The sequence below is a fragment of the Pseudomonas sp. R1-7 genome (genome assembly GCF_051132105.1).
In the GTDB taxonomy this organism is placed as follows: Bacteria; Pseudomonadota; Gammaproteobacteria; order Pseudomonadales; family Pseudomonadaceae; genus Aquipseudomonas.
Map to the genome: position 1 here is coordinate 5,477,573 of NZ_CP071661.1, position 26,377 is coordinate 5,503,949.

The 26,377-nt window shown below is 61.2% G+C and carries 19 protein-coding genes and 1 pseudogene; 7 read left to right on the top strand and 13 right to left on the bottom strand.

Annotated features, from left to right (window positions below; translation table 11 throughout):
- Window positions 1–204: 204 nt before the first annotated feature.
- Complete coding sequence (locus J3P79_RS24735; protein WP_434606358.1) at window positions 205–909, bottom strand: TraX family protein; 705 nt, start codon at window positions 907–909, stop codon at window positions 205–207.
- 194 nt (window positions 910–1,103) lie between these two features.
- Here J3P79_RS24735 and J3P79_RS24740 point away from each other — a divergent pair, with 194 nt between their 5' ends.
- The gene (locus J3P79_RS24740; RefSeq protein WP_434606361.1) at window positions 1,104–2,144 is read left to right on the top strand and encodes a low specificity L-threonine aldolase; all 1,041 of its coding nucleotides are present in this window, start codon (window positions 1,104–1,106) and stop codon (window positions 2,142–2,144) included.
- Between the two features lie 741 nt (window positions 2,145–2,885).
- On the opposite strand, the gene gbcB is transcribed toward J3P79_RS24740, so the two are convergent.
- On the bottom strand, window positions 2,886–3,986 hold the full coding sequence (gene gbcB, locus J3P79_RS24745) for a glycine-betaine demethylase subunit GbcB (protein ID WP_434606363.1): 1,101 nt from the start codon (window positions 3,984–3,986) through the stop codon (window positions 2,886–2,888).
- Between the two features lie 283 nt (window positions 3,987–4,269).
- Between gbcB and gbcA the strand changes: the two genes are divergently transcribed.
- Entirely contained in the window at window positions 4,270–5,565 is a 1,296-nt protein-coding gene (gene gbcA / locus J3P79_RS24750; protein WP_434606366.1) for a glycine-betaine demethylase subunit GbcA, read from the top strand.
- 119 nt (window positions 5,566–5,684) lie between these two features.
- Here the strand turns inward: gbcA and J3P79_RS24755 are convergent, their stop codons facing one another.
- The 9 genes from J3P79_RS24755 to J3P79_RS24795 all read right to left on the bottom strand — a co-directional run bounded on the left by J3P79_RS24755 (window position 5,685) and on the right by J3P79_RS24795 (window position 21,355).
- Window positions 5,685–6,929: a metallophosphoesterase gene (locus tag J3P79_RS24755; protein WP_434606369.1), complete on the bottom strand. Its 1,245-nt coding sequence runs from the start codon at window positions 6,927–6,929 to the stop codon at window positions 5,685–5,687.
- Window positions 6,930–6,956: 27 nt separating this feature from the next.
- A complete protein-coding gene (locus J3P79_RS24760; RefSeq protein WP_434606372.1) occupies window positions 6,957–8,825 on the bottom strand; it encodes a hypothetical protein in 1,869 nt (622 codons plus the stop codon).
- 151 nt (window positions 8,826–8,976) lie between these two features.
- Window positions 8,977–12,429, bottom strand: a complete 3,453-nt coding sequence (locus tag J3P79_RS24765; RefSeq protein ID WP_434606375.1) for a GMC oxidoreductase — start codon at window positions 12,427–12,429, stop codon at window positions 8,977–8,979.
- A 1,128-nt stretch (window positions 12,430–13,557) separates the two neighbouring features.
- The gene (locus J3P79_RS24770) at window positions 13,558–14,328 is read right to left on the bottom strand and encodes an electron transfer flavoprotein subunit beta (RefSeq protein WP_434606377.1); all 771 of its coding nucleotides are present in this window, start codon (window positions 14,326–14,328) and stop codon (window positions 13,558–13,560) included.
- A 15-nt stretch (window positions 14,329–14,343) separates the two neighbouring features.
- Window positions 14,344–15,564 (bottom strand): electron transfer flavoprotein subunit alpha/FixB family protein, encoded by a 1,221-nt coding sequence (locus J3P79_RS24775; RefSeq protein ID WP_434606380.1) that lies wholly within the window; start codon window positions 15,562–15,564, stop codon window positions 14,344–14,346.
- Window positions 15,564–17,528, bottom strand: coding sequence for a dimethylglycine demethylation protein DgcB (gene dgcB / locus J3P79_RS24780; protein WP_434606384.1), 1,965 nt, complete (start codon window positions 17,526–17,528; stop codon window positions 15,564–15,566). Before dgcB ends, J3P79_RS24775 begins: the two co-directional genes overlap by 1 nt.
- Window positions 17,529–17,691: 163 nt before the next feature.
- Window positions 17,692–19,752: a dimethylglycine demethylation protein DgcA gene (dgcA, locus tag J3P79_RS24785; RefSeq protein WP_045157161.1), complete on the bottom strand. Its 2,061-nt coding sequence runs from the start codon at window positions 19,750–19,752 to the stop codon at window positions 17,692–17,694.
- A gap of 15 nt (window positions 19,753–19,767) precedes the next feature.
- Window positions 19,768–20,298, bottom strand: a complete 531-nt coding sequence (locus tag J3P79_RS24790) for a DUF5943 domain-containing protein (RefSeq protein WP_030139308.1) — start codon at window positions 20,296–20,298, stop codon at window positions 19,768–19,770.
- Window positions 20,299–20,377: 79 nt separating this feature from the next.
- The gene (locus J3P79_RS24795; RefSeq protein WP_434606389.1) at window positions 20,378–21,355 is read right to left on the bottom strand and encodes a dipeptidase; all 978 of its coding nucleotides are present in this window, start codon (window positions 21,353–21,355) and stop codon (window positions 20,378–20,380) included.
- A 233-nt stretch (window positions 21,356–21,588) separates the two neighbouring features.
- Here J3P79_RS24795 and J3P79_RS24800 point away from each other — a divergent pair, with 233 nt between their 5' ends.
- The 4 genes from J3P79_RS24800 (at window position 21,589) to J3P79_RS24815 (ending at window position 23,091) form a co-directional block, all read left to right on the top strand.
- Window positions 21,589–21,990: a lysozyme inhibitor LprI family protein gene (locus J3P79_RS24800; protein ID WP_434606392.1), complete on the top strand. Its 402-nt coding sequence runs from the start codon at window positions 21,589–21,591 to the stop codon at window positions 21,988–21,990.
- A gap of 88 nt (window positions 21,991–22,078) precedes the next feature.
- Window positions 22,079–22,333, top strand: a complete 255-nt coding sequence (locus J3P79_RS24805; protein ID WP_030139305.1) for a type II toxin-antitoxin system RelE family toxin — start codon at window positions 22,079–22,081, stop codon at window positions 22,331–22,333.
- A complete protein-coding gene (locus J3P79_RS24810; protein ID WP_434606394.1) occupies window positions 22,317–22,640 on the top strand; it encodes a helix-turn-helix domain-containing protein in 324 nt (107 codons plus the stop codon). The genes J3P79_RS24805 and J3P79_RS24810 overlap by 17 nt, the downstream gene beginning before the upstream one ends.
- Window positions 22,641–22,674: 34 nt before the next feature.
- Window positions 22,675–23,091: a DUF3010 family protein gene (locus J3P79_RS24815; protein ID WP_434606396.1), complete on the top strand. Its 417-nt coding sequence runs from the start codon at window positions 22,675–22,677 to the stop codon at window positions 23,089–23,091.
- Between the two features lie 183 nt (window positions 23,092–23,274).
- On the opposite strand, the pseudogene J3P79_RS24820 reads toward J3P79_RS24815, so the two are convergent.
- Window positions 23,275–24,090, bottom strand: a pseudogene (locus J3P79_RS24820) (hypothetical protein).
- Between the two features lie 53 nt (window positions 24,091–24,143).
- Window positions 24,144–25,103, bottom strand: a complete 960-nt coding sequence (locus J3P79_RS24825) for a GlxA family transcriptional regulator (RefSeq protein WP_434606398.1) — start codon at window positions 25,101–25,103, stop codon at window positions 24,144–24,146.
- A gap of 192 nt (window positions 25,104–25,295) precedes the next feature.
- On the opposite strand from J3P79_RS24825, the gene J3P79_RS24830 reads away from it, so the two are divergent.
- Entirely contained in the window at window positions 25,296–26,240 is a 945-nt protein-coding gene (locus tag J3P79_RS24830; RefSeq protein WP_434606400.1) for a choline ABC transporter substrate-binding protein, read from the top strand.
- Window positions 26,241–26,377 lie beyond the last annotated feature (137 nt).

The following is a 26,377-nucleotide window of genomic DNA, read 5'->3' on the forward strand; positions in this document are numbered from 1 at the left end:
AATGCCTATGGACGCCACGCAAAGGTGCGTTTACGACATGGGATCGAATGGAATCGGACACCGGCACTGTGGCGAGGGAGCTTGCTCCCGCTGGAGGGCGAAGCCCTCCCAAAAAGGCCCATGCAGATCTACCTGATAAACCCAGGTGTTTGGTCTTGGGGCTACTTCGTAGCCCAGCGGGAGCAAGCTCCCTCGCCACAAGGGCTATGCGGCAATCTGGCGAACCGCGAGCAACAGCAGGAAGTGCGCGGGATACAGCGCGTAGGCCCAGCGCCGCATTGGCGGTGGATGAACACGACGGGCGTGTCGCAAAAGCGTCAACCCAAGCCATGGCGCGACCAGGCAAGCCACCAGCCCCCACATGGCTATCGAGTCCCCCAGCCATGCCGCCCCATACAAGACCCGCCATTGATTGGCCGCCACGCAGGCCAATCCCGGCAGCAACGCGAAATACCAGGGCCGGCGAAACACCAGCAACATCGCCACCGGCAGCAGCACGCCGTAGAACCCGAACATCAGCCGCGACGAAAACAGCGCTGCCAGCAGCAACGCCGTTGCGGCCAGGCATCGCGCCTCCAGCGTGGGTGTCTGCCAACAGCGCGCCACCAACAACCCAAGCATCAACGTTGGCATGACATTCAAGGTGGCGGGGGCGGGAATGAACAAGCGATAGGGAATTTCACTGATGGCACCGAACAGCAATAGCCAGCCCAGGTAGCGCCACGGGCTGCTGCTGGCATCGTTGCGCGCCAGGTTCGCCGCGATCGCCAGGCAGAACCACGGAAACGCCAACCGTCCCGGCACATACAACCAATCGGCGGAAAAACCGACATATCGCAGATGATCAAGGACCATCGACAACAGTGCCAGCCACTTGAGCAGATCCAGCGCACCATCACGTCGCCCCATGTTTATATCGACTCAATGACAAGGTCTTTTCCTGACAGAAACATCCCTTATGTTCCCCCATCAATCTTGGGTAAAGTGCGCACCAGAATCGATCACGGCGTTGTGGACCCAAGCACGCCGAACCATGAAACCCCCCACCCGGGAATTCCGCCAGGGATCTCTTACCCAGGACTCTCTATTCAAGGAGCAAGGCCATGACCGACAAGAGTCAACAATTCGCCAGCGACAACTATTCCGGCATTTGCCCCGAAGCCTGGGCGGCCATGGAAGAAGCCAACCAGGGCCATCAGCGCGCCTATGGCGACGATGAATGGACCCACCGCGCTGCGGATGATTTCCGTACCTTGTTCGAAACCGACTGCGAAGTGTTCTTTGCGTTCAATGGCACGGCGGCCAACTCCCTGGCCCTGTCGTCGCTGTGCCAGAGTTACCACAGCGTGATCTGCTCGGAAACCGCCCACGTCGAAACCGACGAATGCGGCGCGCCGGAATTTTTCTCCAACGGCTCCAAACTGCTGGTGGCTCGCACTGAAAACGGCAAGCTGACCCCCGAGTCGATCCGCGAGGTTGCCCTCAAGCGCCAGGACATCCACTACCCCAAGCCCCGCGTCGTGACACTGACCCAGGCCACGGAAGTCGGCAGTGTCTATACGCCGGAAGAAATCCGCGCCATCAGCGTTACCTGCAAGGAGCTGGGGCTGAACCTGCACATGGACGGCGCACGTTTTTCCAACGCCTGTGCCTTCCTCGGCTGCACCCCGGCCGACCTGACCTGGAAAGCCGGCGTGGACGTGTTGTGCTTCGGCGGCACGAAAAACGGCATGGCGGTGGGTGAAGCGATCCTGTTCTTCAACCACGACCTGGCCGAAGACTTCGACTACCGCTGCAAACAGGCCGGGCAACTGGCGTCGAAAATGCGTTTCCTGTCGGCGCCTTGGGTCGGCCTGTTGCAGAACGACGCCTGGCTCAAGCACGCCCGCCACGCCAACCGCTGCGCGCAATTGCTGGCCGAGCTGGTCAGCGACATACCCGGCGTGGAACTGATGTTCCCGGTGCAGGCCAACGGCGTGTTCCTGCAACTCTCGGAACCGGCCATCGCCGCACTGACCGCCAAGGGCTGGCGCTTCTACACCTTCATCGGCAAGGGCGGCGCACGCTTCATGTGCTCGTGGGATACCGAAGAAGCGCGAGTGCGGGAATTGGCGGCGGATATTCGAGAAGTGATGGTTGCCTGAGTAGAGAACTTTTAATCGCGCTTGCTCTTAAACAGGCAAGCACGATCGCTTAGCTATATTAATCGCGCCTGATTTGACCCTGACTTTAATACAGCTCCTTAAAACAAAAAAGATTAATAATATTGTATTAAAACCTCCAACATCGGAACGAAGCTTCAACCATAAAATCTCAACGACGTCTACTGTCAGCAATGACAGTAGACGTCACTCTGCGGTTCAGAACAATATCGGCACCACCACCTTAAGCGATGGGTGGGCAGCATACTCTCAGGAGTATCAATTGAGGCATAAAAATAACGTCGCATAAACGATTGAGGTTATCCATATGCTGCTATCCGATCTCATAGTTTTTTTTGAAGAATTCAACTCGCAGTATCATGTTCCCTTCGACGAACCACACAGAGAGTATCTTATCGGCGCTAATGCCGGCGACTACATTTCTATGTTTTATGAGGACACTCTTCATAACGGACGTATCGACTATAAGCTTTTCCTCTCACCACCGCTAAGTACTGGAAGGGATACATGGGAGCTTTATATACACGTAGGACGCCTATCAACGGCGGATCTTAAAAAGCTTGGAAAACGTCCGGCCTGAATACCATCGCTCTGCGCACGACCTGGCGGGCTCATAATGGACGTTCCCACGCTCCGCGTGGGAAGCCTATGCAGATGCTCCGCGCTCGGCCTTTGGAGGGACGCATAGCATCCTCGGACTGACTCCCACGCAGCCACCCTATGTCAAAACTCGATCCGCACATCCCCCTTCGGCACGCTGCAGCACGACAGGATATATCCCTCGGCCTCGTCGTCCTCGGTGATGCCGCCGTTGTGCTCCATCTCCACTTCCCCGCCCAGCTTCAGTACTTTGCAGGTACCGCAGATGCCCATGCCGCAGGCCTTGGGGATCATCATGCCGAGCTTGGCGGCGGCGGCGTGTACGGTTTCTCCCGGCCCTACGCGAATGCTCTTGCCTGATGAGGTGAATTCCACCGTGTGCAGGTCCGCCGCGTCGATTTCAGGGGCGTCGGCTGCTTGTTCGGCCTGTTCCACGGCGTCGGCACGGGCTTCCGGTGGCGTGGCGCCAAAGGATTCTTCGTGATAACGCTTCATGTCGTAGCCGGCCGCTTCCAGCAGGCGCTTGACCGCGGTCATGTAAGGGGTCGGGCCGCAGCAGAACACTTCGCGCTCGAGGAAGTCGGGCACCATCAGTTCCAGCATCTTGTGATTCAGGTAGCCGCGATACCCGGCCCACGGCTCGCCCAGGCCATGCTTTTCGCAGATCAGGTGCAAGCTGAAGTTGTCGATCCGCGACGCCATGTGCTCCAGCTCGCGGTGGTAGATGATGTCCTTGGGCGAGCGGGCGCTGTGGATGAAAGTCATGTCGACATTGGCGTTGGTGTCGTAGAACCAGCGCGCCATGGACATGCACGGCGTAATACCCACGCCGCCACTGAGGTAAAGCACTTTCGGGCTTGGGAAATCGATAGCGTTGAACAGCCCCACCGGCCCATGCACCGCCAGTTCCTGGCCTTCGTGCAGGGTGTCGTGCAGCCAGTTGGAGACCTTGCCCCCGGGCACGCGCTTGATCGTTACGGAGAAGCTGTAGGGCACGGACGGCGAGCTGGAAATGGTGTAGGAACGCATGATCGGCTGGCCTTCGATTTCCAGCTCAAGGGTGACAAACTGCCCAGGCTTGAAAAAGAACATGATCGGCTGGTCGGCCATGAAGCAAAAGGTGCGCACATCCCAGGTTTCCTGGATGACTTTGACGCAACGCACGATATGTCGGCCATTGGCCCAGGTCTGGGTCGTGACCGGGTTCAGGAAACTATTGGACATGCTGATCTCCACGGCCGACTGCCGGCCTTCATGAGGGCGATTGTGCGCAGGCGCCTGCGCCGCCATTTACCTATCTGCGACATTCACATACTTATCGCGACCAGCCCCCAACTACCGGGGCTTGCGCGTCGGGAACAGATTGGGCCATGTCGCCCATGGATAAGGTTGCGCCCCTGCGCGGCCCCACACTCGCCCCCACAGACAAACAGATTTTTTGCCTTGCGTAGCACAACCGATCAGCCACTTTTTTGATGGTCACGTAGAGGACCATGAGGACAAAACGATGGACGTCACCACTACCCTGAGCCTGGGCGATCCGCTGGAACCCGCACGCAAGGCCACCGCGCAGATGCTGCAAGAGCGCGAACGCACCTTTTCGCTGCCGCAACCGTTCTACAGTGATGAGCGCCTGTTTGATATCGACATGCAGGAAATCTTCCAGAAGGAATGGTTGATCGCCGGCATGACCTGCGAAATCCCGGCCAAGGGCAACTACCTGACGCTGCAGGTCGGCAAGAACCCGATCATCGTGATCCGCGGTGCCGAAGGCGTGGTGCACGCATTCCATAACGTCTGCCGTCATCGCGGTTCGCGGCTGTGCACCAGCGACAAGGGCAAGGTCGCCAAGCTGGTCTGCCACTACCACCAGTGGACCTATGAACTGGACGGTCGCCTGCTGTTCGCCGGCACTGAGATGGGCGCCGACTTCGACATGAAGCAGTACGGCCTCAAGCCGGTGAACGTGAAGACTGCCGGCGGCTACATCTTCATCAGCCTGGCCGAGAACCCGCCGGCCATCGATGATTTCCTGTCGACCCTGAACCACTACATGGAGCCCTACGACATGGAAAACACCAAGGTGGCGGTGCAAACCACCTTGATGGAAAAAGCCAACTGGAAACTGGTACTGGAAAACAACCGCGAGTGCTACCACTGCAACGCCTCGCACCCTGAGTTGCTCAAGACCCTGCTGGAATGGGACGACGTCACCGACCCGCGCGCCGACCAGGCGTTCAAGGACCACGTGGCCGCCTCCGCCGCCGCCTGGGAAGCCGAGAAGATCCCTTACGCCCACGCCAGCTTCGGCCTGCGCAACCGTATCGTGCGCATGCCGCTGCTCAAGGGCACCGTGTCGATGACCATGGACGGCAAGCAGGGCTGCGCCAAGCTGATGGGCCGCATCAAGAACCCGGACCTGGGCTCGATGCGCATCCTGCACCTGCCGCACTCGTGGAACCACTGCATGGGTGACCACATCATCGTCTTCACCGTGTGGCCGATCAGCGCCCAGGAAACCATGGTCACCACCAAGTGGCTGGTACACAAGGACGCGGTCGAAGGCGTCGACTACGACGTGGAGCGCATGCGCCAGGTCTGGGACGCCACCAACGACCAGGACCGTCGCCTGGCCGAGGAAAATCAGCGCGGCATCAACTCCACCGCCTACCAGCCGGGCCCGTACTCCAAGACCTATGAGTTCGGCGTGGTGAACTTCGTGGATTGGTACAGCGAGCGCATGCTCAATAACCTGGGGGCCGAGCCGGCGCCGTACCTCAAGGGCGTGCCGGTCCAGGGCTAAGTCAGAAGCATCGTCGGATCGCCGCCCGGAGCAGGCTCGCTCCCACAGAGGATCTTCAGCGCACCGAAGACCCCATGTGGGAGCGAGCTTGCTCGCGATAGCGGCCTGACATTCACCGACTACCGGGAAGACCACCGCACACTGCCATCCTCCCCATAAAACGTCTCGACAATTTCCTCCCCCCTCAACTGCACCTTCACATACCCATTCAACACCCGCTCCGGATACGCCTCGTCGCCCGCCAACCGGGTTTCCGACCACAGCACCCGGGCATGTCCGTTCAACTCGCTGGTGGTGCCATAGGGAATCGCCCCATGCCCGGCGCAGCGCGCGTGCAAACCGCCTTGCGGCGCATAGCAGATGCCATTGTGCAAATGTCCCCAATACCAATAATCAGGCTCACGCCCCAGGGCATCGCACACCGGTTGATAAAGCGCTGTCTTGTGATGCCCGGATATGTCGAAGCCCTGATGATGGCTGAGGACCATGAGTTTCTTGCGCTTGGGCAGGGTTTTCATCCATTCGATCTGTTGGGTGTTGAGGGTGCCGTCCATGTACAGGTTCATCGCGTCCGAGGCGTACGCGCTGTCGAGGCCGACCACCAACCAGTCATCGTTGTACAAGGCGAAATAGCTGGTGCCCTGTTGCACCGGAAAACGCGCCGCCAGCTCCTTGAAGTAGCCATGGGCGCCGCTGTACATCTCATGGTTGGAATTGAGGGTAAACGAGCCGTGCTTGCCCTGCGGCCAGCCGGCCATGTCGACGTCCTCCTGGGAATGCGTGCCGGCGTAGTAGACATCGCCCAGGTGGATGGTGAAATCGGCCTGGGCCAGTTGCATCTGGTTGGCGACGGCCACAGCGGGCGCATGGCTATCGAACGGCCCGGTGCCCCAGTCGCCGGCGATGGCCAGCACCACGTCGTTGTCCATTTTCACCAGCGCCGGGTTCGTGGCGAACGGCGCATGGTGGCGCAGGTTTTCGATCCACTTGAGCAGCGCCTCGCTCCACAGCAGGTCCAGCAATTCCCATTTGCGGCAGCCCAGTAACGTGCCGTCCTTGAGCACGCGGGTCGGCAATTCCTCTTCTTTTTGCGGCAGAGGCGTGGCGTTGCCGATCTTCAGGATCGACAGCCCGTGGGCCAGTTCCCAGGGCACCGCCGGTTCGTCGTCCGGCAGATCACCGTGATCGATCACATGACGGGCCTGGTCGTGGCCTCGTTGCAGCAGCTTGGCGATGGCCTGGAACTCCTCGGGCTCCAGGTCGTTGACGAGTTTTTTCCAGGACATTTCCAGCCGCGTCACCAACCCATGCAGGCGGACCTTGACCTTGTCGAACTCATGTTCCCAATGGTGCAGTAATGACATGTTGACGCTCCTTCGCTAAGCCCCGGGCTACAGGGTCTTCATGAATTCGATCAGGGCGCGCTTGTCGACGTCCGACAGTTGCGTGCCATACAGGTGACCGCCGTTGTGATTGCCTTCCAGGCGGGTGTCGTATTTGAAATCCGCCGACGCCTTCATCTGCGCGCCGCTGGTGACGAAGCCAACCTTCTGCGGGTCGTAGATGTCGGAGCCGGTGTAGAACACCTGCGGACGTTGTTCCGGCGGTTGCAGCAGATCCCACAGGGTCGGCACCGAGCCGTTGTGCAGGTACGGCGCGCGCAACCAGATGCCGTCGGTGGGCGTGTTGCTGTAGCTCTGGGTCTTGCGGTAGGCGCCAAAGTCGAACGGCGGTTTCTTGAAGCCGTGGAACGCCGTCACCAAGCCAGTAGTAAAGGAGTTCAGGCGATGGGGATCGGTGCCCAACTGGTCAATGTTGGTGGTGACCTGCCCGGTGTCGCTGCGGCCGAAGTCGTGGCAGCCGGCGCAGTTTTTTTCCCAGATCGGTTTGCCCTGGGCCACTTTCCCCTGGTCCAGGGCGAACGGCCAGGCCGGCGCCTTGTGCCCCAGCAGCCAGTTGGTCACCCGGTTGAAACTCGGTGGCAGCACCGATTCCGGCGTCGCGCCTACGGCCATGGCCGCCGCGTAGTTGCGTTCGTGGATCTTGTTGTTATTGCCATCCCAATGCAGGTACATGGACTCGCGAGGTTTCTGGTTCCACACCTGCGGCAGGTCCACGGTGCCGATGGTGGAATCATCCGGGAAGCCGAACACCACCATCTTGGTCGGGTTGAAAGTGTCGGTCCGTCCTGGCCCTTGGGCCGGACGCAGCTTCTGCCAGGCGTAGGCCTGCTTCTGCTTGAGCAATGCGCTCTTGGCCATCGGGATGATCAGGTAGCGGTTGTAGAGCTTTTCGAAAAAGCCGAGCTGGAACTTGCCGTTGATCGCAGCCATGACCGCGTCGGGAGTGAATTTCGGATCGCTGGCGCATTCGTACGCGAACCACTGGAAGGCTTGCAGTTGCAGGGTATTGGCCGGCGCGGCGGCGACGGGCACCGCGACGTCAGAGGCATTGGCCCGGTAGGAGCCGGTGTGGCACAGGGCGCAGTTCGGCTCCACGGTCGGGTAGCCGAGCTGCCGCTTGGCCATGCCGATGGGCAAGTCGTTGCCGTTCTCATAGAGAAAACCGAACACCTCGTAGCCCCCCGGCCTGGGCAGTTTTTCCGGACACATCTGCGGCAGCACGGCGAACAGGTAATACGGAATTCGCGCCTCGATGCCCAGGCCGATGGCGGCGTATTTGTAATGGTCTTCGTCAGAAGCGAAGTCCGCTTGCGGCACTTCCCGGATCATCTGGTACCAGGTCTGGTAGCCGATGAAACCCAACAGCAAGACCACCACCAACGTGCCGACCTTGAACCCGTGGCTCTGCCAGCGCAGCGCCCAGCCGGCGCGCCATTCCCGCCAGCCGGCGCAGAGCAAGGCCAGCGGACGATTGGCCACCGGGCTGCCGAGGTACAGCAGCCCGCCCAGGACCAGGAACATGGTCAGGTCGCCCATCAACATCGGCACGAACAGCGAACCCTGGTTGTTGGTGTTGATCAGGTAGATCCAGAACACCACCGCCACCAGCCGCGACAGCACGCACAACCACGAATGCACCACGAAACGCGGCGCGTTGAAGCCCGAGGGCATATAGAACAGGCTGATCCCCACCAGCAACATGCCGGCGTTCTCCAGCCAGGGATCGGACAGCACGGGCGGCAGGCCGAGCATGGACGTCAGCAACGCCGGCGCAAGCAGCGCCGGGATCGCGAAGACCATGTTCATGACGATACCGATCCAGATGACGCGTTGGAACCAGCGGATGTAAGTGTTCATGGCATCCTTTTCCTTATTCCTGACTCACCACAACCCATGTGGCGAGGGAGCTTGCTCCCGCTGGGCCGCGTAGCGGCCCCCAAGACTTCAAAAGCGACGACTGCTTCGCAGCCGAGCGGGAGCAAGCTCCCTCGCCACGGAGGGCAGTCAGCTAGCCCAACGCCGTCTTCTCCAGGTGCTCAAGAATGATCGGATACACATCCACCACCGCATCCTTGCCGAACATGCAGTCGATGTGGCCGTACCCCGGTATTTCATGACGGCTGAACAGTTGCGGGCCATGCATGTCGCACAGCCGCTCGTAGGTCTTGAGGGTGCTTTGCGGCAGGTAGCACTGGTTGTCGGCGCCGCTGATGAAGCAGATCGGCAACTTCAACCGATCGAAATGCGGCATGTAGACGTCGTTGCCCTTGAAGTCGACCAAGTGTCCCTTGCGCACGATCAGCGCCAGGTGCTCGAAGGTCTGGATGTTCGACTCGCCGAACAATTCATGCAGGTTGTCGTGCAGGGTTTCGTTGAGGGTGTCGTGGCGGTACAGCGACGCATACATGAACGTGATGCGATGGCAGACCGGGTTGGTGCAATAACCTTGGGCCTCGATCCGGGCATAGCCGTTGAGGGCCTTGTCGTAGAGCTTGTTGAACCAGCTTTCCTTGGTGTCGGCGTAGGCGGTCATGGATTTGATGCCGATGGCATCGAGCATCCCCGGCAGGTGCAAACCGGCCTTAAGTCCCGTGGCGGTGGCGACCACCGTGTCGGCGGCGATCTGCGAGCAGACCACCGAGCGCACGCCCTGCAATCCCGCAAGCATCGACATGAAGAAGGTCGTCGCACCGTAGCAATGCACCACGCATTGCACGTCACGGGCCAGCGTTGCCTGCTGGATCTGCTCGATGGCGGCCTTGAAATCGTACTGGGCCACCTGGTCGCCGTTCCATTCATGCTTGCTGGCCGGCAACAGGATGCTGACGCGCAGGTCCAGCAGCCAGACGTCGTATTCGTGCTTGCACAAATACTCCAGCAGGTTGGTGTGGATGGTGTCGGTGGAAAAGATATTCGAACCCACGCCCAGGCCATGGACCAGCATCACCGGACCTTTGCTGCCGGCCTGGTAGCGGGTCAGGCGCAACTCGACGTTGTCCTCGGTCTGGAAGAAATGCACCACCGGGGCCGGTGCGTCCAGTGGCCGCTTCAAGCGGGGCGGCGCGTCCGGGTTGAAGTAGACGTCGCCGGCGAAGACACCGCCGTAGCTCTCCCACAGGATCCCGGCGAAGAACTTGCCGAACCGTGCCAGCGCCTCCACCCGCTCGCGCTCATTCCGGGCGTTGAGCACCTTCATCGTGGTCATCTGCTTGGCAAAATCGGCCGGCAAGATATGCATCACCCCGGAGCCGATCACTGTGCCGGTCTTATCCGGCCCGCGATAGAGCGTGACGTAGAGCGTGCTGGTGTCGTGCCAGATGTTCAGCACGCCGTTGTCCTCGGGCACGGTCTTGAAGGCGCTGAAGAAATAGTCGCTGCCGTCTTCGGCGGTCAGCTTCATGTCGTAGTTCATATGGCGCACGCCGACCTGTTCCTGATACTGCTCGAACAGATTGAACACCCCATTGCTGGCAACCAGCGGCTTGGGCGACAGCAGCGGCGCATCGAGGGTGCCCACCAGCGTCGCGGCATGCGCCGGTTCCTTGATCAGGCGATCGAGGTCGGCGGCGGTGATGGTCAGGGTGAATTCGATCGGCGAGTTGTCGGCCTCGCCGCGCTTGGCCGCCGCTTCGTAAAGGTTGAGGTCGGTGCCTTGGGGCTCGGTGAACGCCGTGGAGAAATAACCCTTCATGGTTTCGGTGAACTGCACGCCGAGGGTCGGCGTCGCCACCGGTTTGCGCGGAGCCGACGGCAGCGTGTAATCGATCAGCCAGCCGCGATCAGCCGCCAGCAACCCCATGTTGCGTTCACTCACCGCCGAAATGGTCAGCAACGGGTTGACAGCCAGGGACGTCGGGATCACCGAGCCGTCCGTCACATACAGCCCCGGGTAGACGTCGGTGCCACTGGCGCCGCTGAACACTTGGCCCTTGTGGTTGACCACGCCCTGGACCGCGTCCTCGCCCATCACGCAACCGCCCAGCGGATGGACCGAGACGATGCTGTGCTTGAGCAGCTTGGTCCAGATCGGGTTCTCCACCCAGATCCCGCCCAGGGCCTTGGTGCTCAGGTGCAGCCGTTCGTTGCCGAGGGTGACGTTCTCCTGTTCGCCGACACCGGGCCAGTCGATGCGTAGCTGATCCTTGTTGTCGAGGACCATGCGGCCCTTGCCGTTGTCATGGCTCATGATCAGGTAGGTCTGCATGTTGTGCAGCGCGCCGTAATACGGGCCGCGCAGGAAACTCTCGGCCTCGCGGCCCTTGTACCTGAGACTGGCACCGAAACCGGTGTCGGTGGGCACGCCGATCATCTCGGCGAACGCCGCCATGCTCGGCACCATAGCCCGGCCAAGGGCACCGGGGATCGAGCCTTCCTCGATCACCATCCGGCTGCGCCAGTCGCCCTCGGTGCGCATGTCGATCACCGACGTGATGCACGGCCCCACCGGCTCGAGTTCCTTGGCCGAATGGGCGCCAAAGCCGATGCCGTTGATGACCTGGTCGCAATTGTGGCCGAAGCCGAGGATGTCACCGTTGCCGCTCATGTTTTCGCCCAACTGGGCGGACATCGACAAGCCCTTGTCCCGCGAGCGCAGCATGATTTCGGTGGAACCCAAGGTGCCGGCGGACACCACCACGATGTCGGCGCGGACAAAAAGCGTCGGCGCCGAAAACATCTCGCGGCCGCTGTCCAGGTATTGAAAATGCACAATCCAGCCGTCGCCCTCGCGCTCCAGGTGCCGCACTTCGGCCTGGCAGAAAATCTCGGCGCCGTGGTTCCAGGCATCCGGCAAGTAGTTCATCAGCGTGGTGTTCTTGGCCTTGTTGTTACAGCCCGAAACGCAATCACCACAGCCATTGCATGGCAGTTGTTCGACGCCGACGTGGTTGAGGTTGTTGGGCAACTTGTCGAAGGTCACGTTGATCGGCGGCTTGTAGAAATGCGCACCCTGCTTGAGGTAATCCGCTGATTTCTTGTGAGCGTCGAGCTTGGGCAGGTTCGGTGAGGATGCCGGATAGGGATTGGGCTTGAGCATCTCCCGGGCCCGCGCATAGCCGTCCTTGAGCAGCGTGTCGCTGTGCTCGCGCATCGCCAGCGGCCAACGCGGGTCCTCGAAGACCCCGGGTTCGGCTTCCAACGCGACGTTGGCATTGATCAGCGATGTGCCGCCCAGGCCACACCCGACCACCACGTTCTGCTGGGCGTTGACGTGCAGGTCGAACAACCCGGTGCGCGAACCGATGTGGCCCTCCGGGTCATGCACCTGCAGTTCCTCGGTGGCGGCGAGCAACGTGTTGGGATACTCGCCAGGCTGGATCTCCCGGCCCCGCTCCAGCAGGCAAACCTTGCGCCCGGCCCGGGACAAGCGTGACGCGGCAATGCCGCCGCCGTAGCCGGAACCGATGACAACAACGTCGTAGTGCTCTTTGATTTCACTGATGGGGGTCGAGATCCGTGTCATGTTCAAGTCCTCTCAGGCAGAAGGGGCAACTCTGCGGTTGCTTGTAAATTCACAGGCGCACGAACGCCTGGCCACTATCCCGTACGGGTTGAAGCGGCAGTCAACGGTGACTGGGGAAACACTCAGGCGTTATAGGCGTGCACGCTGATTGGCCGAGCGACGATGGATACGTCGAGGCAGCGCGGTGGACCGCGTCGGGTTACACGTCGGGGCTGAATGGGATATTGGAATGGGGGCCTTGCTATCCATCGTGCGTTCTCCCTGAACCAGATATGGATAAAGTCGCGCTGTCCTTGTGCCCTGAGTGAAGACAGGCGACACCTGTCCGTCAAGGCGGTTCCTTAGAACTGTATGAAATTTGATCTATCGCGTTTGGCGCTAAGCCCGCCGTGGCTTACAGAGTTCCGCGAACAAGTTATCCACATGGACACCCACAGCAAATGGGGACAACCAGGCTCGCGTCAGAAATTTTTTGCGCGTCGATGTGAATAAAATCCGTGGCTTACCCGTCGACAACGGTTTCCTGACGGATTGACTGTTTTTTGATCAGAGCGCGGAGAAGCCTGAATATAAAGGGCTACAGAGCAGAGCGAACACCTTATCCACAGAAGCGCCAACAGTGTTTGGGGGTAAATTTGACGGTTCTGTGGAAAACCTATCGAACGCCTTCCAAATCGGTGTTTTCCGGACGTTTTCAAGTTGGCAGGGCGAATTTGGCTATTATTTAACCAATACCTTGCAGGCACCGTAGCGCTTGGCTTGCAGCGGAGAGCGAACATCTTATCCACAGAAGCGCCAACAGAGATTGGGGGCAAGTTTTCCTCGCACCGGGGGTTTATTCACAGAGAAAAGGCAATAAAAACCGATGGTTAGACTGGCTGTTTTTTAATCGAAGGGCTGGAGGGCCCGATTGGCATGGGGCGTAGCGAGGGGCGAACAGGTTATCCACAGAGGCGCGCACAGGGATTGTGAGTAACGCTCAATGGGTTAGCACAACATACAGGCGCACCGCCAATCCCTGTGGGAACGAGCTTGCTCGCGATTGCATTCTGCCAGCCATATCAACTCCACTGACCCACCGCTATCGCGAGCAAGCTCGCTCCCACAGGATTCAAGGTGAGTCCGGGTTCAGCGAACCACCCCTTCCTCTACTAGCAATTTCAGTATCGCCTCGGCCCCCGCCTCCGGGCTCAAGCCCTTGAGCACTTGCCCGCCTCCGCCGCTGGCCTTGGCCGTGGCGGCTTTCATGCGGTCGGCGCCGCTCTTGGCCTTGATCACTTTCAAGCGCTTGGGCCGTGGCTTGGCCGGTTGCAGAGTCGCCAGCGCCAGCAAGGCATCGTCGATGATCTCGACTTCTTCAGCGTGCAACGCCCCACGCCGCGCCGGGCCGTAGGCGCTTTGCCGAGGCTTGGGCGCAGCGTTATCCACAGTGGCGAGAAACGGCAGGCGCACCTTGAGCCGTCGCCGCTGGCCGCGAGGTAAGGCTTGCAGCACCAGGGCCGCGCCGTTTTCGATGGATTCGACCTGGGCCAACCCCACCACCAACGGCCACCCCAGGTTCTCGGCCAACAGGAACGGCAACATGCCCGAGCCCTCGCCGGTTTCCGCCTGGCTGCCGGTGAGCACCACTTGGGCGCCGGCATCCCGCAGATAGTCAGTCAGCGCCGGCAGCGCGTCGGCCCCGTTCGGGTTCTCCAACACATGCAGCTCATCGAGCCCCATGCCCAGGTAGGCGCGCAGGGCCGGTTCGGCCACGTCACCGGCGTGCAGCACTTGCAGGTCATTGCCGGCCAGCTGCAGGCCCAGCTCCACGGCGCGAGCGTCTTGCTCGGCACGCCGTGGCCGGCCGGAGGTCGGGTGGGCGCCGATGGAGACGAGGCTGATCACTTGGGTACTCATGAACGTTTCCTTAGCTTAAGCCGCATCGCGCCTGGCTTCGTTGCGGTAAGCCTCTACCGCCGCGATCAAGGCCTGGAGAATCGCCGCGCTGTCACCGATCACCGACAGGTCCGCACGCTTGATCATGTCGCAGCCTGGATCGAGGTTGATCGCCACCACCTTGTCGCAGGCGCCGATGCCTTGCAGGTGCTGGATCGCCCCGGAAATGCCCACGGCCACATAGACCCGCGCCGTGACCCAGGTGCCGGATGCACCGACCTGGCGATCGCGGGCCATGAAGCCATCGTCCACCGCCACCCGCGAAGCGCCTTCGGTGGCGCCCAGGGCTGCGGCCGTCTGATGGAACAGCGCCCAGTCCTTGACCCCATTGCCGCCGGAGAAAATGAATTCGGCCTCGGCCATCGGTATCGCGCCTGGGTCCACCGCCACCGCGCCGAGGTCTTCGATGCGCGACAAGCTGCGGGCCACACTTGTGGATAACTCCACAGGCAGGGCTTCGTGACGGGTTTCGCTGACCGGCTCGGCGCATTCGGCCGCGGCCAGGATCAACCGCGCCAATGGTCGAGCCAAGTCTTGCAGCCCCGCACCGGCGCGGCCTATACACTCCTCGCCCTTGACCTGCCAGACTCGCGTGGCCGGGCGTTCGCCCAGGGCTGCGGCCAAACGCCGGCCCAATTCACCACCGCCGCTGCGACTGTCAGGCAGCAGCCAATGGCGTGGGTTGAACTGGTTATCCACAGCCCGCAGGCCTTGCACCCGTTGCTCCGGTGCATAACCGCTGAATTCCTCGCCATCGAGTACCAGCAAGCGGTCGACGCCCGCCGTGGCGAAGGTGCTCTCCTTATGCTCGCCAAATACCACCGCCAGCACCGCGCCGTCGCTGCCGGCCAGCTGATGGGCCAAGCCCAGCAGATCGCGGTCGTGGCTGCTGAGGCGGCCACCGACCATGTCCGGAACGACGCAAATGTGGAACGCCGGCAGCGGCACTTGATGCAGCGGCAGTTGCACTTCAACGGCCGCGGTGCGTTTGCTCGCCCCACCTTGCTGGGCACCGCTGCGATCAATCCGTTTGATCCCATTGGGACCGATGAAACCGACGCCATGGACGTTCTTGCGGATGACGCCGTTGGGCCCCATCCAGCTGTGCTGTACCGGTTGCATGGCCGCGTGCAGCGGGTGCAGGCGGTTGCGGGCGATCCACTCGGCACGAGGGTCGCGGCGGATGATGTCGCTCATTAATGCACCTCCGCAGGTTCACGTTTGGCTGGGGCCACGGGCTTGCTCGGCGCCGCGTCTTCCAGCAGGGCGTCGGCGACCAGCTCGGCAATGTCCTTGATCATCGGCCGTGGTTCGACCACGCCTTCGAGCATCGCCGTGCACTGTGGACAACCCACGGCCACCAGCTCGGCACCGGTTTCGCGAATGTCTTCCATGCGCATGTCGGGGATGCGCTGCTTGCCCGGGATGTCAGTGATCGGCGCGCCGCCACCACCGCCGCAGCAACGCGAACGGAAACCGGAACGCTGCATTTCCTTGACCTCGATGCCCAGCGCACGCAGCACTTGGCGCGGCGCCTCGTATTCGCCGTTGTAGCGGCCCAGGTAGCACGGGTCGTGGTAGGTCACGCTGTCGCCCTTGTGCTGGCCGAGGTTCAGCGCGCCCGCGTCGATGATTTCCGCCAGGTAGGTGCTGTGGTGCTGCACCAGGTAGTTGCCGTCGAAGGCGCCGTATTCATTCTTCAGTACGTGGAAACTGTGGGGGTCGCAGGTGACGATGCGGTTGAAGCTGTATTTGGCCAGGGTCTGGATGTTGCGTTTGGCCAACAGCTGGAACGTCGCTTCGTCACCCAGGCGCCGGGCCACGTCGCCACTGTCGCGTTCTTCGAGGCCGAGCACGGCGAAGTCGATCTTCGCTGCCTTGAGCACTTTGACGAAGGCGCGCAGGGTGCGCTGGTTGCGCATGTCGAAGGCACCGTCGCCGACCCAGAACAGTACGTCGGTGGATTTCTTCTCGCTGAGCAGATTGAGGTTCAGGTCCGCCGCCCAGTTCATCCGCCCGCCCGGGGCGAAGCCGCCAGGGTTGTCGGTGGCGATGAGGTTTTCCAGCACCTCGGCGCCCTTGTTCGGCGTCGCGCCTTTTTCCAGCGTCAGGTGGCGGCGCATGTCGACGATGGCGTCGACGTGCTCGATCATCATCGGACACTCCTCGACGCAGGCCCGGCAGGTGGTGCAGGACCACAAGGTCTCGGCGTCCACCAGGCCGTTGACGATCGGCTGGTGTGGATTGCCGCCGTGCTCACCTACAGGTTTGCCTGGATACGGACTGCCGGCAAATTTCGTATCGGTGCCGCCGGCCAGGCCGACGACCATGTCCTGGATGAGTTTTTTCGGGTTCAGCGGCTGGCCGGCGGCGAACGCCGGGCAGGCCGCTTCGCACTTGCCGCACTGCACGCAGGCGTCGAAACCGAGCAGTTGGTTCCAGGTGAAGTCCTTGGGTTTTTCCACGCCCAGCGGTGCGGCGGGGTCGGTCAGGTCCAGCGGCTTCAAGCCCGTGGAGCGGCCGCCGCGCCCATCTTTTCTAGAGAACCGCTCGGGGCGGCGGTGCCAGGCCAGGTGCAGGGCACCGGCGAAGGCGTGTTTCATCGGCCCGCCCCAGGTCATGCCGAAAAACAATTCCGACACACCCCACAACACGCCGACACCCAGGATCGCCGCCACCAGCCAACCACCGAAGTTTTCCGGAAGGATGCCCGCCACCGGCAAGGTCACCAGGAAAAACGACGCCGAGAAGGCCAGCAGGCTTTTCGGCAAGCGCATCCACGGGCCTTTCGACAAACGCGCTGGCGGGTTGCGCCGCCGCAGGTACATGAAGATCGCGCCCACGAACATCACCGCCGACATCAGCAGCAGGGCATAGCCGAGGATGCGGTTGTGCAGGCCAAAACCGTGCACCAGGATCGCCAACACAATCGACGCCACCGCACCACCCGCCGTGGCGACGTGGGTGTTGGCAATGTATTTGTCCCGCGCCACCACGTGGTGCAAATCCACCATGTAGCGCTTGGGCATGGCAAAGAGGCCACCGATCAGGTCGACCTTGGCCGGTCGTCCCCGGCGCCACATGTTCACCCGCCGCAGGGCGCCAAGGACCGCGAGGCCCAGGGCTGCAAACAGCAGGATTGGAAGAAGGGTGTTCAACATAGGTGTTGCTCCCAAAGACCTCAGGGTCTTGCAGGTCGAGATGCCTTACTCGGTGCCTGTGGGAGCGAGCTTGCTCGCGATTGCATTTTGTCAGTCCCATTTGAATTGACTGACCCACCGCTATCGCGAGCAAGCTCGCTCCCACAGGATCATGTGCAAGCCGTTAGAAATCCTTGCACAACCGCAGGGCGTCGTAGATGGCCGCGTGGGTATTACGCTGGGCCACGCAGTCGCCGATGCGGAACAGCAGGTAGCCATCGCCGCTCTGTTCCAGGCACGGCTGGGGCTTGATCGCGAACAGGGCTTCGACGTCGATCTGGCCCTTGTTGCGCGAACCCTCCTTGAGCGCGTAGTAGATTTCTTCGTCTGGCCGCACGCCGTTCTCCACCACCACCTGATCGACTACGCGTTCTTCCTTGGCGCCGGTGTACTCGTTCTCCAGCACCGCCACCAGCTTGTCGCCTTCGCGGTAGACCTTCTCCAGCATCATGTCCCCGGTCATGATCACTTCCTTGGGGTACATGCTGCGGTAGTAGGTGGGGAACGACGTCCCGCCAATGGCCACGCCCGGCTTGATGTCGTCGGTGACAATCTCGACCTGGCTACCCTTATCGGCGAGGAAGTCGGCCACCGACATGCCGGTGAACTCGCAAATGGTGTCGTAGACCAACACGTTCTTGCCTGGCGCGACCTTGCCGTCGAGCACGTCCCAACTGCTGACCACCAACCCTTCGGCGGCGCCCCAGTGTTCGTTCTGCTCCAGGTTCGGATGTCCGCCGACGGCCAGCACCACGACGTCCGGACGCAGGTCCATGATGGTCGCCGCGTCAGCCGCCACACCCAGGCGCAGGTCGACTTTCAATCGCGCAAGTTCCAGCTGGAACCAACGGGTGATACCGGCGATCTGGTCCCGTTGCGGGGCTTTAGAGGCAGTGGTGATCTGCCCGCCAATGAATTCCTTCTTCTCGAACAGGGTCACGTCGTGGCCACGTTCGGCGGCAACGCGTGCTGCTTCCATCCCGGCCGGGCCGGCACCAACGACGACTACCTTGCGCTTGGGCCCGGTGGACTTCTCGATGATGTGCGGCACGCCCATGTATTCACGGGATGTCGCGGCGTTCTGGATGCACAGCACGTCCAGGCCTTGGTACTGGCGGTCGATGCAGTAGTTGGCGCCGACGCACTGCTTGATCTGGTCGATCTGGCCCATCTTGATCTTGGCGATCAGGTGCGGGTCGGCGATGTGGGCACGGGTCATGCCGACCATGTCGACGTAGCCGCCCTCCAGGATCCGCGTGGCCTGGTTCGGGTCCTTGATGTTCTGCGCGTGCAACACCGGGACCTTGACCACTTCCTTGATACCGGCCGCCAGGTGCAGGAACGGCTCCGGTGGATAACTCATGTTCGGGATGACGTTGGCCAGGGTGTTGTGGGTGTCGCAACCCGAACCCACGACGCCGATGAAATCGAGCATGCCGGTGTCGTCGTAGTACTTGGCGATCTGCTTCATGTCCTCGTGGGACAAGCCGTCCGGGTGGAACTCGTCGCCGCACAGGCGCATGCCCACGCAGAAATCATCGCCCACTTCGGCGCGCACGGCCTTCAACACTTCCAGGCCGAACTTCATGCGGCCCTCAAAGCTGCCACCCCATTCGTCGGTCCGCTTGTTGACCCGCGGGCTCCAGAACTGGTCGATCATGTGCTGGTGCACGGCGGACAGCTCGACGCCGTCCAGGCCGCCAGCCTTGGCACGCCGCGCCGCCTGGGCATAGTTGCCGATCACCCGCCAGATCTCTTCCGGCTCGATGGTCTTGCAGGTGGCACGGTGCACCGGCTCACGCACGCCGGACGGAGACATCAGGGTCGGCCAGTTGAAGCCGTCCCAGCGCGAGCGACGGCCCATGTGGGTAATCTGGATCATGATCTTGGCGCCATGCTTGTGCATGGCGTCGGCCAGGTTCTGGAAATGCGGGATGATGCGGTCGGTGGACAGGTTCACCGAGCTCCACCATTCCTGCGGGCTGTCGATGGCGACCACCGATGAACCGCCGCAGATGGCCAGGCCGATGCCGCCCTTGGCCTTCTCTTCGTAATACTTCACGTACCGGTCGGTGGTCATGCCGCCGTCGGTGGCGTAGACCTCGGCGTGCGCGGTGCTGAGCACGCGGTTGCGGATGGTCAGCTTGCCGATCTGGATCGGCTGGAACATTGCTTCAAAAGCCATGGCGCGATCCTCGACTTACAACGGCTTGACGATGAACAGGCCGTCGTCGTGGCCTTCTTCGGAACCGCCGTAGACCTGCTCGGCCACGGTGCGGATCGAACTGCCGCGCGCGGCGAGGATCTGGTCCATGGCGCCGGCGAACCAGCCGGTGAACATGTAGTCGACCTTGCGCCCGACCTTGCCGTACACATAGACGAACGCCGAATGCTCGAGCTTGACGCTGGCGGTGCCTTTGTCCAGGTCGATGTCCTGGATCTTGAACAGGCCCCAGCCGCGTTGCGACAGGCGCTTCATGTAGTGCTCGAACACCGCGACGCCTTCCAGGCCGTGGCACTCGGCTTCTTTTTCACACCAGTGCCAGGCGGATTTGTAGCCGGCCTTGTAGAGAATCTCGGCGTAGGCGTCGGCACCCAGTACTTCTTCGATGCCCATGTGGTTGTTGACGAAGAAGTGACGCGGCACGTACAGCATCGGCAGGGCGTCGGACGTCCAGACACCGGTTTCGCTGTCGACTTCGATAGGCAGTTGCGGGGCGATCTTGGCCATGAAAACTTGACTCCGGAAATTCGTGATGTGCCTGCGGCGCGAGTGGCCGCAGGTAAAGGATTCAGTGACGCGACGGCGTTTATTCGCCCCAGACATCTTTGAGAATGTTCACCCAGTTCTCGCCCATGATCTTGCGCACCACCCGCTCCGGGTGACCGCGCTTGAGCAGCGTCTCGGTGAGGTTCGGGAACTCGCCCACGGTGCGGATGCCCAGGGGGTTGATGATCTTGCCGAAGCTGGTCAGACGACGGGCGTAGCCCTTGTCGTGGGTCAGCATTTCGAAGAAATCCTGGCCGTGGCCCTGGGTGAAGTCGGTGCCGATGCCGATGGCGTCTTCGCCGACGATGTTCATGGTGTATTCGATGGCTTCGGCGTAGTCATCGATGGTCGAATCGATGCCCTTGGCCAGGAACGGAGCGAACATGGTCACGCCGACGAAACCGCCGTGGTCGGCAATGAACTTCAGTTCTTCATCGGATTTGTTGCGTGGGTGTTCTTTCAGGCCGGACGGCAGGCAGTGGGAGTAGCAGACCGGTTTTTTCGATTCGAGGATGACTTCTTCGGAGGTCTTGGAACCGACGTGGGACAGGTCGCACATGATGCCGACGCGGTTCATCTCGGCGACGATTTCACGACCGAAGCCCGACAGGCCGCCGTCGCGCTCATAGCAACCTGTGCCGACCAGGTTCTGGGTGTTGTAGCACATCTGCACCACACCCACGCCGAGCTGCTTGAAGATCTCGACGTAGCCGAGCTGGTCTTCGAAGGCATGGGCGTTCTGGAAGCCGAAGATGATGCCGGTCTTGCCCTGCTCCTTGGCGCGACGGATGTCGGCGGTGGTTTTCACCGGGATCACCAGGTCGCTGTTCTCGCGGATCAGTGTCTGGCTGGCAACGATGTTGTTGATGGTGGCCTGGAAACCTTCCCACACCGACACGGTGCAGTTGGCTGCGGTCAGGCCGCCCTTGCGCATGTCTTCGAACAGGTCGCGGTTCCACTTGGCAATGATCAGCCCGTCGATAACGATGCTGTCGGCGTGCAATTCGGCTGGGCTCATCAGGCAGTCCCCTTGTTGGCGATTCATGCGCCGAATCGTGTGCCGGCGCTTTGGGGCCAGCATATGCCGGAGGGCCGTGGCGACCGGGTGCAAAAACGACAGGGGAATTGCCGAAAGCGTCAATCCACGACAATGGGCTACGACGCGCGTCCTCCGACCATCTGTTATTTACCCGGCGCTTGCGCCAGAATCCCCGGCACCCCTGGCTTTCACTGGATTTGAGCGACAACCCGATGAAATCGATTTTCCTCGCCCTGGCATTGATCAGCACCGTCGCCCACGCGACCGAAGACACCGAGCCCAACCCCTGCGACGAAGTTGAAAACGACGTCCAGACCCTCGCCTGTTCCGCCTACGGCAAAGCCGCTGCCGAACAACTACTCAGCGAAAACCTGCAAAGCCTCAATGAGCGCCTGCAAACCCGCTACGCCAGCGACAAGGCCCAGCTCAACGACATCACCGCCAAGATCAAGGCCGCCCAGCAACTCTGGCAAAAACAGCGCGAAGCCGATTGCGCCATCGCCGCCTTCCCGGCCAAACCCGGCAGCGAAGCCTACAAGATCGCCGAAAACGACTGCATGGCCCAGGTGAGCGATGATCGGTCGGAGTTTCTGGAGTCGATTGGGCAGGAGTGAGGGCAATATTCAGACATCTTTCACGCGTTGGCTCTGGACGGGATATAAGTCAGGATTCGCAAATCTTATAAAAGACTTATATCCTTCCATGAACACTATTCACTGGACCAGAAAAGCCGTTAAGCAGCTTTTGAAATTGCACTCCGTCCATCAGGTTCAGGTTCGGGACGCCGTTACCACGCTCGCCCAGATGCCTGACGTGGTGAACGTCAAAGCACTTGTTGGCCATGGCTATGCGTACCGCCTGCGGGTAGGTAGCTATCGAGTCATGTTCGATTGGGACGGGGCGATCAAGGTCGTCAGCATTCAAGAGGTCAAGAAACGCGATGAACGAACCTACTGATATTCAGATCATCAACGACGCAGACGGAAATCCGGCATTCGTGGTCATTCCGTATGCGCAGTACGTTGCGCAAAAGCTGGAGCCCGATCTAATCCCGCATGAGGTCGTCAGCCGTATCGTCGACGGTGCTACGCCAATACGCGCCTGGCGCGAGCATTTGAACCTGACTCAGGATGACGTCGCCAGGCGCCTGGGGATTTCTCAGCCGGCGTTTGCCCAGCAAGAATCCGTCTCCAAGCCTCGCCGAACCACCCGCGAAAAAATCGCTGCGGCCTTTGGCATCCATGCTGAACAGTTGGAGCTATAAGAGCTGCGCGCCTCCATCCAGCAAAGGAATTCACATGAAAACGTGCGGCATCGAAATCAAAGGCAGCGAAGCGATCATCGCCGTTGCCTCGCTGGACCAGCAAACGTTGAGCCACGTTGCACTGAACACCAAGAAAATCGCCCTGGACGATGACGACGAAGCCGCCAACGTCAAAGCCTTCGCCGCCCAGGTGCGGACGTTCGTGACGGAAAACGGCATCGAACGCATCGCCATCAAGAAACGCAGCAAGAAAGGCGAGTTCGCCGGCGGCCCGACCACATTCAAGATCGAAGGGGTTTTCCAGTTGCTGGAAGGTTGCGAGGTGACGCTGCTGTCGCCGCAGACCATCAACGCACAGAGTAAAAAACATGACTTCGCCCTGCCGGCGACGCTGAATAAATATCAGCATGAGGCCTATAAAGCAGCCTGCTCGGCGCTGATGAAGAGATAAACCTATACCAGCCGAACACCGTACCTGTGGCGAGGGGATTTATCCCCGTTGGGCTGCGCAGCAGCCCCTATAGCAGCTATTAAATTTATCTGACACACCGAGTCGCCAGGTTTCGGGGCCGCTTCGCGACCCAACGGGGATAAATCCCCTCGCCACAGGTTCTTTGCTCGACGGCTCGTCCGGTTAGTATCCGTTCTGTTGCTGGCGATACCCCTTCAACCACTCCGCAAACGCCTTGTCCTCGAGCGCATAACCACCGCGATTGGATTTCCACACCAATTCTTTTTCACGCAACGCATCGATACACGATTGGATGGTCTGGGTACCGGGCACGACTTCGCTTCCCATGCTCTTCAGTGCCTTGCTCACCGCCTCCAATGTTGAATCGGTGAAGGGCGCGAAGGGCTCGTTGTTCTGCGAGCGCTCGGCCATGACCTGCAACACGGCGCGCTGCGGCACCGTCAGGGCGTCCCAGGCGCTCTCGAATTCGGTCCAGACGCCGGCGCGCAGCATTTCGGCGCTGTTGCGCAGCAACTCCCCCAAATGGCTCGCCTCACCCAGTTCCAGGGCGATTTCGCCGATGACGCTGCGCAACATCTCGGGACGGCGCCCCACCAGCTCAAAAGCCTGGTCGAGATCATCGGCATTGAACTGGTTGGTCTGGGCCAGGTGTCCGTTCAAATGAGCGGTATAGGCTTGGGTGAAGGCCCTTTTCATAAGGCACCAGTGCCCCGGCGATGGCCGAGGCGATCAGGTCGGCAGGGTCCCCTTATTGGCCCAAAGGTCGACGTAGACCGCGAGCCAACCTCGCGTCTCGCATTCGGTAATCAAGTCTTCGCGCAGGAATGTACTTTTTCCGGTACGCCTTGGCGCGGCCAGGAACAGGCCTGAGGTGTAATCCTGGATCCCGGCGCCGGCCAGCCCATCGACAATATTGCGGGCCAGATCGGGGCGCCGGAAGACAAAACCGGGGTGCTTGGACCTGGTTTTATACTCAATTATGGCGGCAGGTATAATTTATAGTCGCGAGCATAATTGAGTATAAAAGCCTGTCAAACCAGCTCCCGCCCATCCCCCTGCCGTCGCCGATCCTCCCGCGGGCAGCGCTCGAACCGTGCCCGATAGCTGCGGGTGAAGTACGACGGTGACTCAAAGCCGCAGGCAATGCTCACTTCCAGCACGCTCATGTCGGTCTGGCGCAGCAACTGCCGGGCCTTTTCCAGGCGCAGGCGCAGGTAGAAGTTGCTGGGTGTGTCGTTCAGGTGCAGGCGGAACAGCCTTTCGAGCTGGCGACGGGTGACGCTGATCGATTCGGCCAGGGCCAAGGTGCTCAGGGGCGGTTCGCTGTGGGCTTCCATCTCGCCGATGACGTGCGCCAGCTTCTTGTTGCGAATGCCGTAGCGGTTGGCGATTTCCATGCGCTGGTGGTCTTTGCGGGGGCGGATGCGACCCAGCACGAATTGTTCGCTGACCTGGATCGCCAGTTCCGAACCGTGGGCCTGGCCGATCAGGTCCAGCATCAGATCAATGGACGCGGTGCCGCCCGCACAGGTGATGCGTCGGCGGTCGATTTCGAAGAGTTCTTGGGTCACGCTGAGCTGCGGATAGGATTCCTTGAACGCCTCGATCGCTTCCCAGTGCAGCGTGACGCGATGCCCTTCCAACAATCCCGCCTCTGCGAGTACCACGCTGCCGGTATCGATGCCACCGAGGATGACACCATCGTTGTCCAGCCGGTGTAGCCAGCGCTCCAACACCGGGCTGACGAACTTCAACGGCTCGAAGCCCGCCACGATCCAGAGCGTCGCGCCTTTTTTCAGGGGTTCCAGCGCGGCGTCGGCGTTGACCGACATGCCATTGCTCGCCAGCACCGCCCCGCCATCGGCGCTCAACACATGCCAGCGGTACAGCTCGCCGCGAAAGCGATTGGCGACCCGCAGCGGCTCGATGGCCGAGATGAAACCGATGGCCGAGAAACCCGGCAGCAACAAGAAGTAGAAATCCTGGGACATGGAGCGCACTCGGTTGGCGGGTGGCGTGCGGACCTTGATACGCCAGTTGCAAGCGGCGTTCAAGTCAGTAGGTCGCTGCAGTGCAAGAGCACGTCGCCGCTGTGCGTTTTGGGCAAGCCCCGGCTGCGTACTTTGGCATCACCGGCGCGCAGACGCCGGAACCCATAACAACAAGCTGCCGAGGAACCCGACATGAAAAGACTGATCAGCTCCTGCGTTCTTGCACTCAGCGGTACCGCTTTCCTCAGTTCGGCCACTCTGGCAGCCGAGCCCGCCGCATGCCAGAACGTGCGCCTGGGCGTGGTCAACTGGACGGACGTCATCGCCACCAGCGCCCTGACCCAAGTGATGCTTGATGGCCTCGGCTACAAGACCAAGCAGACCAGCGCCTCCCAGCAAATCATCTTCGCCGGCATCCGCGACCAGCGCCTGGACATGTTCCTGGGCTACTGGAACCCGCTGATGACCCAGACCATCACGCCGTTCGTCGAGGCCAAGCAGGTCAAGGTGCTGGAGCAGCCCAGCCTCAAGGATGCCCGCGCCACCCTGGCCGTGCCGACTTACCTGGCCGACAAGGGCCTGAAGACCTTCGCCGACATCGCCAAATTCGAAAAAGAACTGGGCGGCAAGATCTACGGCATCGAACCCGGCTCCGGCGCCAACACCCAGATCAAGGCAATGATCGCCAAGAACCAGTTCGGCCTGGGCAAATTTCAGCTGGTGGAGTCCAGCGAGGCCGGCATGCTCGCCGCCGTGGACCGTGCCGTACGGCGCAAGGAAGCCGTGGTGTTCTTCGGCTGGGCGCCGCATCCGATGAACGTCAACGTACAGATGACCTACCTCACCGGCAGCCAAGACGCCCTAGGCCCGGATGAAGGCATGGCCACCGTGTGGACCGTCACCGCGCCGAACTACGCCGAGCAGTGCCCGAACGTCAGCCGCCTGCTGAGCAACCTGACCTTCAGCGCCGAAGACGAGAGCCGGATGATGCAGCCGTTGCTCGATCACAAGGATCCGCTCGAATCGGCGCGGCAGTGGCTCAAGGACCATCCGCAGGACAAGCAGCGCTGGCTCGAAGGCGTGACCACCTTCGACGGCAAGCCCGCCGCCGACAACCTGAAGCTCACCAGTAACTGACTGAACGTTATCCCTCTGCGCAGGGCTTGTGGCCTGTACGGTTAATTCGAGCACTCAAATTCGAGTGTCAGGACTTGCCAGGCAAGGCGCCATGACGAGTCGTAGCCCGCTACGGCGAGGAATGGCAACGCAGTCTG